The sequence below is a fragment of the Shewanella sp. 30m-14 genome (assembly GCF_052977125.1).
In genome coordinates, this window is record NZ_JBRILW010000007.1 from 39,035 (window position 1) to 52,154 (window position 13,120).

A 13,120-nucleotide genomic window follows, 5' to 3' on the forward strand; every position below is an offset into this window, starting at 1 on the left:
CAACAAGATAGCTGCTTAAGGGTAGGCAATAGGCCTATAATTTCGTATAATCCGCGCGAAAATTAAAACCCCCTATACATAAGAAGGAAGCTTTTCATGGCTATCGAACGTACTTTTTCTATCATTAAGCCTGATGCTGTTGCAAAAAATCACATTGGCGCTATCTACAACCGTTTTGAAACGGCTGGCCTGAAAATCATCGCTTCTAAAATGGTACACCTAAGCAAAGAGCAAGCTGAAGGTTTCTACGCTGAGCACAGTGAGCGTCCTTTCTTTGGTGCACTAGTTGCATTCATGACTTCTGGTCCTATCATGGTCCAAACTCTTGAAGGCGAGAACGCTGTTCTAGCACACCGTGAAATCTTAGGTGCTACAAATCCAGCTGAAGCGGCTGAAGGCACTATTCGTGCTGATTTCGCAGAAAGCATCGATGAGAACGCTGCTCATGGTTCTGACTCAGTTGCATCTGCTGAGCGTGAAGTTGCTTACTTCTTCAGCACTGAAGAGTTATGCCCACGCACTCGTTAATTCGAACGCGTACATAAAGGAGCCTTAAGGCTCCTTTTTTTTGCCTACTAAAACTAAGTAGGGCTTAATATAATACCCATTCGCTGTAGTAGTTTATCCCTTTCTTTTGTTAACCATCTTGTTTAACTTCTTACTTGTTACTTCATCGCTTTTAGTCATTCATCGATGCGACGCGTTTCCTGACTCCCTAAGTATAAACGACATACTTTAGGTCTCGGTAAATAATCGTCTAATTAATAAAGTGTGTTTATTAACCAATAAATTCTCAAGTCGGGTAGGTTTAGTTTGTTTTTTGTTAAATGACACGTTTAAATAACACTGATTTAAATTAAACTTTAGATACATGATGAATTAATTGTTAATTATATGTGATTTTTTGGTGTGAATGTTTTTGTTTTGCTATTGCTTTAAATAACAGCGGTCAAAGTCCGAGCTTTAGTGTTTTAAGCCTTATTATGTTGTTTTTATCTTCAGCTTTGATTTATTTTCGAGCGGTTGCATAATGTTTGCTGTTAATAATTTGTTAACATTTGAAATGATGGTTGATACATGTTCTTATCAAAACTAGTACGCATCAAAATTATTCTAAAGCACTGTTTTTGCTTGTTTTTAATTGCTTTCTATTTATATGTTTAAGTGTGCTTGTATCAATTGATATCATTCGCGTTATTTTTATGTAATGACTATTGACTTAAAGGTTAAATTTTAACAGTATTTACTGCGAAGTAATTAACTTCCTTTTAAAGAATAATAAATATATCAGTTTCAGTTTTTAACATTCTGGGATTTGAGGGGATAAATATGAACTCAGTAACCTTAACCGCAAAAGCAATACGTCGTAGCTTTATTGCAGCAGCAGCGACAAGTGTAGCCTTATCTGGATTTGCATTTGCAGAAGAAGCGAGTGCAGATAATACAGCAGAAAATAAAGTAGAACGTATTCAAGTTACTGGATCACGTATTAAACGTGCAGATATGGAATCTGCAAGTCCGGTAACTGTTATTGATGCTTCAGCCATTATTGCATCAGGTGCAACATCGATTGATGATGTCTTGCAAAATATGACCGTATCTGGCGGAGCGATGACCAATGCCGCGGTTAACAATGGCTCTGGTGGTAATGCGCGCGTTAATTTACGTGGTCTTGGCTCAAACCGTACTTTAGTACTGGTTAATGGCCGCCGCATGATTGCATCGGGTACTGGCGCAGCTTCATCTGTTGATTTAAACACCATTCCAGTGTCTATGATCCAGCGAGTAGAGGTGCTTAAAGATGGTGCATCTGCAGTATACGGTACAGATGCAATAGCCGGTGTTGTAAACGTCATCCTAAAGCGTGATTTTGAAGGCTTTGAGATGAACGTACAAACGGGTATCACAGGTCAAGGTGATGCTGATGAATCAAGTGTGGATTTCACCATAGGTAATACCTTCGATAAAGGTAACGTGGTTATTAATGCACAGTACACTAAACGCGGCGAGGCAAGCCAAGCTGACCGTAGTTTCTCTGAGTGTCCTATTACTGAAACTTCAGACGGTAGCGAGCTTTATTGTGGCGGTAGCTCATACTCTGAAGGTGGCCATATCTGGGGTGATTCACATCATGACCTTGTTGGTTCTGGAGAAGATGGAGCATATGAGATTGGAGATTCTGGTTACTATGGCCATTATGTTGCGGGTGATGATGGCAAAGCAACGTTCGAATACTTCGATGACAATGTTACTGAAGCTAACTTAAGTGGTCGTGGTGGTGAATACCATGATTTCACAAATGAAGATAAATATAATTATTCAGAAGACAGTTACCTTTCTACTCCAATGGAGCGTTTGAATCTATCTTTCTCTGGTACATATGAGTTGTCTGATTCAATCTTATTCTTCTCAGAAGCGATGTATTCTAAGCGCTGGTCTGAGCAGCAAATGGCACCTCAGCCAATTTGGAATAGTACAGCCTGGGCATATGATTCATCTTGGATGACTGATGACCTAGTTGGTCTAGTGCAAGAAGGCGAAAAATTAGATTACGGTCGCCGCGTGGTAGAATCAGGTACACGTAACTTCTCACAGGTTGTCGATACTGTGCGTCTTGTTGTCGGTCTTGAGGGCGAGTTCGACAATGGTTGGACTTGGGATGCTTCTTACAACAAGGGTAAGAACGATTCTGTTGATACATTAGCTAATCTGCACAATCTGGGTTCTATCAACGATGCAGTATTAGCTAAAGAGTTCGATCCGTTTAGCCAAGACTCTTGGGTCGGTGAAAGTATAGAGCCTTTTATCTACACTGAAATTAACAGTGGTGGTAGTGAACTCGATGTAATGGCTGCGACGCTTTCTGGTGAAATAATGGATTTACCAGCTGGTACTCTTGGTTTTGCTGCCGGTTATGAATATCGTAAAGAGTCGGCGCATTACACGCCTGATTCGTTGACTTCACAAGGTCTAGCAAATGATCCACGTCAAGAAGCGACAGCAGGTTCTTTTGATGTGAATGAAGTTTATGCTGAATTGGCTATACCTCTACTTAGCGATCTGCCTATGGCGCAGCAAGTGGATTTAAGTGCGGCAATTCGTTACTTTGATTACAGTACATTTGGTTCTGATAATACGTGGAAACTTGGCTTAACTTGGCGCGTAATTGATGATCTAATGCTTCGAGGCGTAATGTCTACGGCGTTCCGTGCACCGACTGTAAGCGAGCTATATGGTGGTAAGTCACCTTCATTCGATCAAATTAAGCATGAAGCAACAGAGCAGACACAGGCAGAAGTCACCGTAGGTGGTAATCCTGATTTAACTCCAGAAGAAGCAGATATCACTACCCTTGGTTTGGTATATTCACCAAGTTTTGTTGAAGGTCTGTCTTTAACACTTGATTACTATAATATTGAAATCACTAATACTATTACCGCAGTTGATTCAAACTACATTGCTAACCAGTGTATGGATGCAACGGGTAATAAAATTAATAACGATACAGCACTTTGTCAGTCAGCGAATATCGCAATTGATGGTACGGGTCGTATTTCGTTTGATAATGGTTTACAGAACTTAGGTCAAACTAATACAGCAGGCTACGATATTAATTTGGCGTATACCTTCGAAGGTTTAGGTCTAGACTGGAAAGCTGGCTTAGATACGTCAATTATTGATAAGTATGAAGAATTTGACCAAGATGGTGTTGCTATTGATTACCTTGGCTTTATCACTAGTGGCTCAGGTTCATATGCAAAATTGAAGACTAACTTTAACCTTACTGCGACTGGTGATGGCTGGAGTACTACATACGAAGCTCGTTATATCGACGGTATGGATTCATTCTCATGTAAAGATGATCCATCTGAATGTTATGCACCAAGTGTAGATAGCGTAATTTACCACGACCTATCGGCAAATTATGATTTGACGAACACGATTCGCTTATCGGGCGGTGTGAATAACATTTTTGACGAACAGCCTCCTTACTACTCTGGTAACAATGACTCAAACACAGATCCGTACACTTATGATGTATTAGGTCGCTTCTTCTTCGTAAGAGCAAGTGTGAAGTTCTAAGCTCTTAATCGTAATAGTTCGCTATTACCTTCGAGATAACAAAAAACCTCCTTAATTAGGAGGTTTTTTTATGGCTGGCTTTTGGTAATACTAGCCAGTGACTTATCCCGCTATGTTAGTGGTTAAGTCTGAGTTCTTGCCTATGTTGGCGGCTAAAGTGGCCGCTGCAATCGATACAGCGCTGCTCTAAAGGATCTCTGGCTAATTGCTCAGCTTCGATTTGACTTTCACAATCGCTACACACACCGTACAAGCCTATTTCAAGCTGACAACGAGCGGCATCTAGGCGCATCAACTTAAAAAATAATGGATGATCGCATAAGTGAACCTCTGTCATAATCTGAATCAGTTCACAAAGAGAATAATTATGCTGGTCCATTAGCGTGGCTTGCATCTCGGGGAGTGCACCAATCTTGACTCTTAGTTCCGATTCTATATCGGATAAGGTTTGTTTGACTTGGTTTGTACTCACTTAGGTTGCCTACAATTATTGACTTTAAGGCTAGTTAGTCTAAACATGCAGTCATATTTCGTCATGATAGAGATCAATTCCGCGCTATATTTTGCTATTTTTGTGGCGTAAATAGCACTTAACATTGATCTAGTCAGGTAGTTTGGCGCGAGCGAGCTTCAGCACTTGAATGATTTCTTCTGCATTTTTAAAGACTCTAAGCTCTCGAAATAGTTCGTCAGCTTCACTATATTGACGATTTAAATAGCCAAACCATTGCTTGATCCGAGCAGGGTAATAGGTGCTTTTTCTGCCTTCTAATTCACGGTCAGTGTATTCAAGCATAAGATCGAGTGATTGCTGCCAAGTATAAGGTTTATCGCCTTTTATACTCGCGGCCAAATTAGGTAGCGATATTGCGCCGCGTCCAACCATGATGCTGTCGCAACCAGTGACGTCCATGCACCGCTGTGCATCTTGCTGGTTCCAGATCTCACCGTTTGCAATAACTGGGATCGGTAACTTAGCATTTATATCTGCAATATATTCCCAGTAAGCTGGTGGCTTATAACCATCAACTTTACTCCGAGCATGCACTGCAAGTTCACTCGCCCCAGCTTCATAAATGGCTAAAGCATTTTCCATATACAGTGACTTATCGTTAAAACCGAGGCGTATTTTAGCTGTAACAGGTTGCTCATTGGGCACCGCATCACGCATGGCTTTAACGACGTTATAAAGCTGTTCAGGGTATTGCAACATGACCGCACCGCCATTGCTGCGGTTGACCATTTTAGCTGGGCAGCCAAAGTTCACATCAACCCCTCTTGAACCAAGCTCTACGGCTCTGATGGCATTTTCCGCCATCCAACCTGGTTCTTGTCCAAGTAATTGAACACGAACGGGCGTCCCAGAGAGTGTTTGCCCGCCTGAAAGTAATTCAGGGCAGAGACGATAAAAGACCTTTTCCGGTAAAAGTTGGTCCACGACGCGGACAAATTCTGTGACCATAAGATCATAAGGGTTGATTGCTGAGAGGATCTCTCGCATTAAATCGTCAACAACGCCTTCCATAGGCGCCAAAATTATTCGCACTGACTTGTCCAACATATCGATATTTCGAGGCGCTGCATTCTACCTCATACCCAACAGTCATCCAAATAGACAGGCTATTTTTATCGGAGATAAAAGCACGATTATTCCGTGTCGCACATAATGTTAACGGCTTGTTGTCGTGGTCGTGAGCTTTATTTGTTAAATATTTTAAGTGAAATTACTGATAAAAAAGCGTTAAGCATCGCAATATCAATCGATTTCATCATGCTAATTATTTGCACTATCAGCTTTTATGGGTCATAAATGTGATAGTTGTAGTAAAAATGAAATTATATTGTTGGTTGACAGGTCTAGTTAAGCAAGCCAGCAAAATGCTTTGTTGGTAACCAATACAAAATTGAGTAAGTAAAAGGATTAAATTATGAAATTAGTAAATAAAACTGCAATCACTGTCGCTGTAGGTGCTGTTGTAATGGGAAGTGCACTAACTGCTAGTGTACAAGCAAGTCCATTTGGTTATAGTGAAATGCAAGCTGGTTACCAACTGCTAGAAGGCGAAGGTAAGTGCGGTGAAGGTAAATGTGGCGCCGAGAAGAAAAATGCCAAAGAAGGCAAGTGCGGTGAAGGTAAGTGTGGCGGCGACAAAATGAAGGCCAAAGAAGGCAAGTGTGGTGAAGGTAAGTGTGGCGCTGACAAAATGAAAGCCAAAGAAGGCAAGTGTGGTGAAGGTAAGTGTGGCGCTGACAAAATGAAAGCCAAAGAAGGCAAGTGCGGTGAAGGTAAATGTGGCGGCGACAAAATGAAAGCCAAAGAAGGTAAGTGCGGCGCTGACAAAAAAGCCAAAGAAGGCAAGTGCGGCGGGGATAAGTAATCTGCAATCGGCATAAACACCATAGATATAAATAATTCCGGGTCAGCAGTTGCTGGCCCTATTTGTTAATGAAAACCTATAGTAGGCACGCAGTATGACAAATAGCAATGAGGTGAATAAGGGGCAAGTTGGCTTAGGCCTTAGACGAGAAATGTTGGACGAGTTTTGTCAAGGAGTGCCAAGTGAAATCAATTTTTTTGAGGTCGCACCAGAAAACTGGATGACTCTAGGGGGCAAGTTTGGCCGTCAATTTAGAGAGCTTACCGAAAGACATGAGTTTTACTGCCACGGTTTATCACTTTCTATCGGCAGTCCGGCGCCATTAGATCTGCAGTTTGTTAAAAACGTCAAAGACTTTTTAGATTTACATCAAATCAAGACCTACTCAGAACACTTAAGCTATTGCTCCGGCAGCGGCCATATGTATGACTTAATGCCTATCCCATTTACGTCTGAAGCCGTTATGCATGTGGCTAAAAGGGTTAAGCAAGTAGAGGACATTATTGAAAGACCTTTAATATTGGAAAATGTTTCTTTTTATGCTGCTCCTGGCGCTGAAATGTCTGAGGCTGAATTTGTCTTAGCTGTTATGCAAGAGGCTGATTGTAAAATGCTACTCGACGTCAATAATATTTACGTTAACTCTATCAACCATCGTTATGACGCTGTTGAATTTTTAAAAGCCATGCCTACCGAACGAATAGCCTATCTACATATTGCAGGGCACTATGAAGAGGCTGAAGATCTTATTGTAGACACTCATGGCGCGGATATTGTCGATCCGGTGTGGAAGTTACTTGATGCCTGCCATGAGTGTCATGGAGTTTACCCAACCCTACTCGAACGAGATTTTAATATTCCACAAACCAATGAGCTGTTACTCGAGATTAATCAAATTCATGATTATCAAAATCGGCATATTGCCAGCTTAAAAAGGAGCGCTTAATGAGCTTTCTCGACGTACAGAAAAACTTCATGGATTACATTAAAGATCCGTCTCAGCCGCTTCCTAACGGTATTGAAGCTCGTCGAATGAAAATATATCGAGAGTTATTTTTTACTAATGTTGATGGCTTTGTGTCAAATGCATTTCCAGTACTAAAAAGCCTTTATAAAGAAGAAGATTGGTTAGCTATAGTGCAAAACTTTTTTGTTACTCACGACTGTCATAGCCCCATTTTTATTGAGATAGCTCAAGAGTTTTTGTTATTCCTGCAAACGGAATACAAAACGACAAAAATCGATCCGCCATTTATGTTGGAGTTGGCCCATTACGAGTGGTTAGAATTAGTGGTCGCAGTCGCTCAAGACAATCACGAGCATAAGCTGATTAACCTCACTAAACAAAATTTAGAAGCCATCAATCTTAGTGTGTCATCTACGGCTAAAATTGCGCAGTATGCATATGATGTACAACATATTAGTCCTGACTATCGCCCCAAATCTCCAAGTAAAGCACCGCAGTTTTTCTGTATCTATCGAGATCTCGATGAAGAGGTCTGTTTTTTACAATTAAATCCGTTAACTGCACAAGTGCTTGCTTATATGTCGCAACATACTAATCTTGGTTACACTGAACTGGTGGATTGGCTCGTACAAACATTCACTCATATCTACGCTGATGCCTTAAAGGTTGGGTGTTTACAGCTACTCACAGATCTGAGTCAGAAAGGTATTATTAAACAATTTATTGGTAAATAGGCTTTCTATTAGTGTGATCCACATCTATAATGATTTTGAAAATTGATCTAGATCAATAAATATCGTCAGCAATAATAAGTAGAGGAAGTCATGAGTCAGCCGTTTAAAGACCCATTCAATATTTTTTATTTCATTATTTTTATTCTTGTACTGTTGATCCCAACATTACCGGCTACCCTATCTTGGTTAATGGTCTTGGGCTTAAATTAATCCGCCTTTAAGCCAAGCTCAGGTATACTAGCCACTCAAGTCGAGTGGCTTTTTGGTTTTTTTAGGGTAGGTTAATGGCGTTAAAACGTGGCTTTTTTCTGATTATCGGACTTTGTAGTCTAGTCTTAGGGCTATTAGGTATATTGCTACCTTTATTGCCAACAGTGCCGTTTATTTTGTTGGCTGCTTATTGTTTTGCGCGTTCAAGCGACAGACTATATCAGTGGCTAATGAGTCACCCTTGGTTTGCCGATGCACTTAAAAATTGGCAGGCTCAAGGTGCTATTCGTAAAAGCTTAAAGAAAAAGGCATACCTAGTCAGCAGCCTCAGTTTTGTTACTAGTATTGTTATCGTACCGCTAATTTGGGTGAAAGTGATGCTGGCTTGCCTTGGAGCCGGGTTAATTATTTACCTGAGAAGCATCCCTGAAATTGACGGGTGATAGTGCACTGTGTTGGCTCATCATCTTGAAATTTAAGCGCTATTATCGCTCTCTTGCAGAGGTATTTCTCCTTCAGGACAATTGAATGGCAAAATTGCCTAGATTGAGATTACACTTCTGGCGTTAGTAGGTTGCAACTCGCTATAAAGCGGCTTAAGCTTGATGCCGATTTTTACACTTCGATGACATCGATACCGGTTTATTCCAATTGGGACTGGGGATGTCTGCAAACTAAAGTAGATTAAGTAAAGAATTATGGTAATGAATACTGACAGCTTGGCACTAATAAAGAACAGCATTAAAACCATCCCTAACTACCCTAAAGAAGGGATCCTGTTTAGAGATGTGACTAGCTTATTAGAAGATCCACAAGCCTATAAACTCACCATTGGACTTTTAGTGGAGCACTATAAAGATCAAGGTTTTACTAAGGTTGTCGGTACCGAAGCGCGCGGCTTCTTATTTGGCGCACCTTTGGCTCTAGAATTAGGTATTGGTTTTGTCCCTGTACGTAAGCCTGGTAAATTACCAAGAGAAACGATTTCAGAAAGCTACGAGCTTGAATACGGTCATGACGTGTTAGAGATCCACGTAGATGCCATTACTGCTGACGATAAAGTATTGGTTATTGATGACCTACTTGCGACAGGCGGTACAATTGAAGCGACAGTGAAACTGATCCGCAACTTAGGTGGCTCGGTTAATGATGCTGCTTTTGTTATTTCATTACCTGATCTAGGTGGTGAAGAGCGCCTAAAGGCAATGGATCTTAATCTAGTAAGCCTTTGTGAGTTTGAAGGCGAATAAACCATTCTATCTCAGTGATAAATGATGGTTTTAAAGAATAGACAACGTTGTTTATTCTTTATCTTAAAAGGTGAATTTATCACCGCAAAATCGCTCCTCAGTCGCTTGAGATAGCATGTAAAAGCGTTGCATGCTATTGTTCAACGATGTCGAGGAGCGTGCTCCCGAAACCGTATTCATGACACGTTGGGGAGTTCCATGTCATATCAGGTGTTGGCCAGAAAATGGCGCCCTGCCACATTCGAGCAAATGGTTGGTCAGTCGCATGTTTTGCATGCCTTAACTAATGCGCTCACTCAGCAAAGATTACATCATGCCTATCTGTTTTCCGGTACACGCGGTGTCGGTAAAACCAGTCTTGCACGTCTTTTTGCTAAAGGCTTAAATTGTGAGCAAGGCGTAACCGCAACACCCTGCGGTAAGTGTTCCGCTTGTGTTGAAATTGCCGAAGGGCGTTTTGTAGACTTGATAGAGGTCGATGCGGCATCAAGAACGAAAGTTGATGATACCCGAGAGTTGCTAGATAACGTGCAGTACAGGCCGAGTCGTGGTCGCTATAAAGTGTACCTTATTGATGAAGTACACATGTTATCGCGTAGCAGTTTTAATGCACTGCTAAAAACTCTTGAAGAGCCCCCAGAGCATGTAAAATTCCTATTAGCGACAACGGATCCTCAGCGCTTACCAGTGACAGTGCTTTCTCGTTGCTTGCAATTTAACTTGAAGAGTTTGACTCAAGATGAAATAGCCACTCAGCTAAAGCATATATTGACCCAAGAGCAATTAAGTTTTGAAGATGCAGCATTAACTCTGCTCGCTAAAGCGGCTAATGGCAGTATGCGTGATGCATTAAGCCTGACGGATCAAGCGATTGCATTTGGCGCAGGCCAAGTAAAGCTTGAGCAAGTGCAAACGATGCTCGGTAGTATCGACGAAAAGCATGTTCTAGCCTTGCTAGAAGCATTGGCTAAAGCCGATATTATGGATTTGATGCAAGTGACGGCCAAAGTGTTGTCATTTGGCGCTGACCCTGAAGAGGTACTTCGCAGCTTACTAGAGCTTCTGCACCAAATTACATTGACACAGTTTGCACCAGCAGCTGCGCAAATGTCTTTATATAGTGAGCAAATCAGTGCGTTTGCTCAGCAATTATCCGCAGAACAAGTTCAACTATATTACCAGTTGTTATTAACGGGTCGTAAAGACTTGCCCCATGCGCCAGATCCTAAGTCCGGACTCGAGATGGCGTTACTTCGTGCCGTCACTTTCGTACCCGAAAAGCCTGTGACTCGCTGGGCCGTAGCGACTAAGTCTGATATTGCATTGCCAGAGGTAAACACATCATCTGTGCAAGTTACCAATAAGCCTGCCGTTACGACAGATACGACTCATCAAGCTGTAACTCAGCATGCGCCAGAGCCTGAAAATAGCGCTGCCGGTAGAGTTACCGACAGTGAAGTCGCTCCAGTTAAAGTAGATGGTGTTCCTGCTGCGGATGTATCTACAGCTCAAACGAACAATGAGCATCAAGGACCCGCTGACCAGAGCTCACAAGCGTCAACGGCTAAACATGCTGTTGCTGACATGCAGGATGAGCAGCTTGATAGCTTAAATAGTGAAATGGCAGTCATCATGAGCCAGGCTGAAGGGCAGGGCTTTAAAGATGCTACAGAGCAAGTACTGCCTGGCGAGCAGTCAAGCATTCAACCTGATCCTCAATTAAAGACTCCATCAAGCAGTCATTCAGATACTCATTCAGAGAGTCAGGCAAATGCACAAGACAATGTGGCGCAAAGTGGTTCACATCAAGCTCAAGTTGCACAAACTAGGCTACCTGATGATGCTGTTCAACATGCCTCTGAACAGGGTGATGTAGAACAAGCTGACGATGATCTCGCCTCATATGCTGATTATGCAGGCGCTTATGGTCACAGTGAGGATGGCGAAGATAACGATTATGGTTTTGAGCATGCCTCATCAAGTTATCAAACAGAACTAACTAGCCAGAATGCAAATCAGTTTGAAAGTCACACCAGTGAAGCGCAGTTAGCCCAATCACCAACATTACCAGAGCAAAATGCTGGAAGTGCTGATCCTACGGGAAGTGATGATATCTTGGATGCGGTCTTAGCAGCCCGAGCGACATTACTTGAGGGACTAGGAGAGGATGAACCTAAGGAGGAATCCTCAAAAAAGTCCTTAGAAGGTCGTAAACCTTTTACGCCTCCAGTAAGAAAGCAGCCTGCTGTTAAGGAGAGCGAAATCAGCTCGCAGCAGAGCCCAGAATCAAGTGAAGGCCAGAATTTAGCTGGCACAGAGGCCAAATCAGAGGTGATTGACCGGCCGCCATGGGAAGAGCCACATGAGCAAGACACTTGCGCGCGATTTGATGAGCCAAATGCAATAGCCCAAGCTGACAGTGAGATAAAGACAACGGATGAAGGTCAAACTCAAGAGGTTGTCGCTAAGCGAGAAGAGGTGAGCGCGATACAAACGGCACTTGATTCATCTCCTGTTCAGGATGCTGAGCTAAACTTACCAACATTACCCAGTGGTGAGCTAACGGGCAATGTGGTCGATTTGAAATGGTATCGGTTTATGTCAGAGCTTGAAGTTGGCGGCCGAGTGCGGCAGCTAGCAGTCAACTCTGTGTGTCATCAGTTTGAACAGCCGTTATCATTACTGCTTAAGCCAGATCAGAAGCATTTAGGCGCTGACATCGCGATTAAACAGCTTGAAGAGGCGATGACAAATGCCTTAGGTGAGCCGTGTAGTATCAGTGTGTCGGTGGGGGTGGACAATGATAGAGAAACCCCGCTTGAGGTGAGAAGACGCTTTCATAAAGAAATTTTAATCCAAGCGCATCATGATTTAATGACCGATGATAACGTGCGTTGGCTTACGCAAAATATGGGCGCACAGATGACGGCTGACTCGTTAACCTATGAACCAGAGTTGCTGGTTCAGAAGGGGAAACTGATTGAGTTGATCAATATTGCGAACTTTAAGCGGTTAACTGAGTCATAATTTTACAATTGAATTTCAGCTTTCATTGCTAATCACTGTTTTTTTAGTAAAATTAGCCCACTTTATTTGTTGTGATAAATAATAGAAGAGAATTAGAGTATGTTTGGAAAAGGCGGTATGGGCAACTTGATGAAGCAAGCCCAGATGATGCAAGATAAAATGGCTAAAGTGCAAGAAGAGATCGCACGTATGGAAGTCACTGGTGAAGCTGGTGCAGGCCTAGTTAAAGTCACTATGACAGGTTCTCACAGCGTACGTAAAGTTGATATCGACGCAAGCCTGCTTGAAGACGACAAAGAGATGCTAGAAGATCTTATCGCAGCCGCTTGTAATGATGCAGCGCGCCGTGTAGAAGAGAATCAAAAAGAGAAAATGGCTGAAGTGACCGGCGGTATGCAACTACCACCAGGCATGAAGATGCCGTTCTAGTTTTAAATTACTGTTTTAATGGTGTATTTACGCCATTGGATT

Annotated in this window: 11 protein-coding genes; 9 read left to right on the forward strand and 2 right to left on the reverse strand. The window is 42.2% G+C overall.

The genetic code is table 11. From position 1 onward, the window contains the following. Positions 1 to 96: 96 nt before the first annotated feature. The gene (gene ndk, locus ACVBIU_RS07125; RefSeq protein ID WP_447162108.1) at positions 97 to 528 is read left to right on the forward strand and encodes a nucleoside-diphosphate kinase; all 432 of its coding nucleotides are present in this window, start codon (positions 97 to 99) and stop codon (positions 526 to 528) included. Positions 529 to 1,329: 801 nt separating this feature from the next. Beyond that, a complete protein-coding gene (locus ACVBIU_RS07130; protein WP_447163433.1) occupies positions 1,330 to 4,083 on the forward strand; it encodes a TonB-dependent receptor in 2,754 nt (917 codons plus the stop codon). Between the two features lie 115 nt (positions 4,084 to 4,198). Here ACVBIU_RS07130 and ACVBIU_RS07135 read toward each other — a convergent pair whose 3' ends face one another. Both ACVBIU_RS07135 and dusC read right to left on the reverse strand, forming a co-directional pair. Further along, the gene (locus ACVBIU_RS07135) at positions 4,199 to 4,555 is read right to left on the reverse strand and encodes a TraR/DksA family transcriptional regulator (RefSeq protein ID WP_447162106.1); all 357 of its coding nucleotides are present in this window, start codon (positions 4,553 to 4,555) and stop codon (positions 4,199 to 4,201) included. 129 nt (positions 4,556 to 4,684) lie between these two features. Beyond that, entirely contained in the window at positions 4,685 to 5,629 is a 945-nt protein-coding gene (gene dusC, locus ACVBIU_RS07140) for a tRNA dihydrouridine(16) synthase DusC (protein WP_447163432.1), read from the reverse strand. 382 nt (positions 5,630 to 6,011) lie between these two features. On the opposite strand from dusC, the gene ACVBIU_RS07145 reads away from it, so the two are divergent. From ACVBIU_RS07145 to ACVBIU_RS07175, 7 genes are all read left to right on the forward strand, one after another. Next, positions 6,012 to 6,461 (forward strand): HvfA family oxazolone/thioamide-modified RiPP metallophore, encoded by a 450-nt coding sequence (locus ACVBIU_RS07145; protein WP_447163431.1) that lies wholly within the window; start codon positions 6,012 to 6,014, stop codon positions 6,459 to 6,461. 94 nt (positions 6,462 to 6,555) lie between these two features. Beyond that, positions 6,556 to 7,407, forward strand: a complete 852-nt coding sequence (locus tag ACVBIU_RS07150) for an HvfB family MNIO-type RiPP peptide maturase (protein WP_447162103.1) — start codon at positions 6,556 to 6,558, stop codon at positions 7,405 to 7,407. After that, on the forward strand, positions 7,407 to 8,162 hold the full coding sequence (locus ACVBIU_RS07155; RefSeq protein ID WP_447163430.1) for an HvfC family RiPP maturation protein: 756 nt from the start codon (positions 7,407 to 7,409) through the stop codon (positions 8,160 to 8,162). The genes ACVBIU_RS07150 and ACVBIU_RS07155 overlap by 1 nt, the downstream gene beginning before the upstream one ends. Positions 8,163 to 8,446: 284 nt before the next feature. Then, positions 8,447 to 8,815, forward strand: coding sequence for a YbaN family protein (locus ACVBIU_RS07160; protein WP_447162101.1), 369 nt, complete (start codon positions 8,447 to 8,449; stop codon positions 8,813 to 8,815). Between the two features lie 255 nt (positions 8,816 to 9,070). Continuing rightward, positions 9,071 to 9,622 carry an adenine phosphoribosyltransferase gene (apt, locus tag ACVBIU_RS07165; RefSeq protein ID WP_447162100.1) on the forward strand — a complete coding sequence of 184 codons (552 nt, stop codon included), beginning with the start codon at positions 9,071 to 9,073 and terminating at the stop codon, positions 9,620 to 9,622. A gap of 198 nt (positions 9,623 to 9,820) precedes the next feature. Further along, entirely contained in the window at positions 9,821 to 12,649 is a 2,829-nt protein-coding gene (gene dnaX / locus ACVBIU_RS07170; RefSeq protein ID WP_447163429.1) for a DNA polymerase III subunit gamma/tau, read from the forward strand. Positions 12,650 to 12,748: 99 nt separating this feature from the next. Beyond that, positions 12,749 to 13,078 (forward strand): YbaB/EbfC family nucleoid-associated protein, encoded by a 330-nt coding sequence (locus tag ACVBIU_RS07175; RefSeq protein WP_012154758.1) that lies wholly within the window; start codon positions 12,749 to 12,751, stop codon positions 13,076 to 13,078. The last annotated feature ends 42 nt before the right edge of the window (positions 13,079 to 13,120 follow it).

Bases quoted from the DNA above. Each gene is read 5' to 3' on its own strand.
- ndk (WP_447162108.1), top strand. From the start codon at position 97: ATGGCTATCGAACGTACTTTTTCTATCATTAAGCCTGATGCTGTTGCA.
- ACVBIU_RS07130 (WP_447163433.1), top strand. From the start codon at position 1,330: ATGAACTCAGTAACCTTAACCGCAAAAGCAATACGTCGTAGCTTTATT.
- ACVBIU_RS07145 (WP_447163431.1), top strand. From the start codon at position 6,012: ATGAAATTAGTAAATAAAACTGCAATCACTGTCGCTGTAGGTGCTGTT.
- ACVBIU_RS07150 (WP_447162103.1), top strand. From the start codon at position 6,556: ATGACAAATAGCAATGAGGTGAATAAGGGGCAAGTTGGCTTAGGCCTT.
- ACVBIU_RS07155 (WP_447163430.1), top strand. From the start codon at position 7,407: ATGAGCTTTCTCGACGTACAGAAAAACTTCATGGATTACATTAAAGAT.
- ACVBIU_RS07160 (WP_447162101.1), top strand. From the start codon at position 8,447: ATGGCGTTAAAACGTGGCTTTTTTCTGATTATCGGACTTTGTAGTCTA.
- apt (WP_447162100.1), top strand. From the start codon at position 9,071: ATGGTAATGAATACTGACAGCTTGGCACTAATAAAGAACAGCATTAAA.
- dnaX (WP_447163429.1), top strand. From the start codon at position 9,821: ATGTCATATCAGGTGTTGGCCAGAAAATGGCGCCCTGCCACATTCGAG.
- ACVBIU_RS07175 (WP_012154758.1), top strand. From the start codon at position 12,749: ATGTTTGGAAAAGGCGGTATGGGCAACTTGATGAAGCAAGCCCAGATG.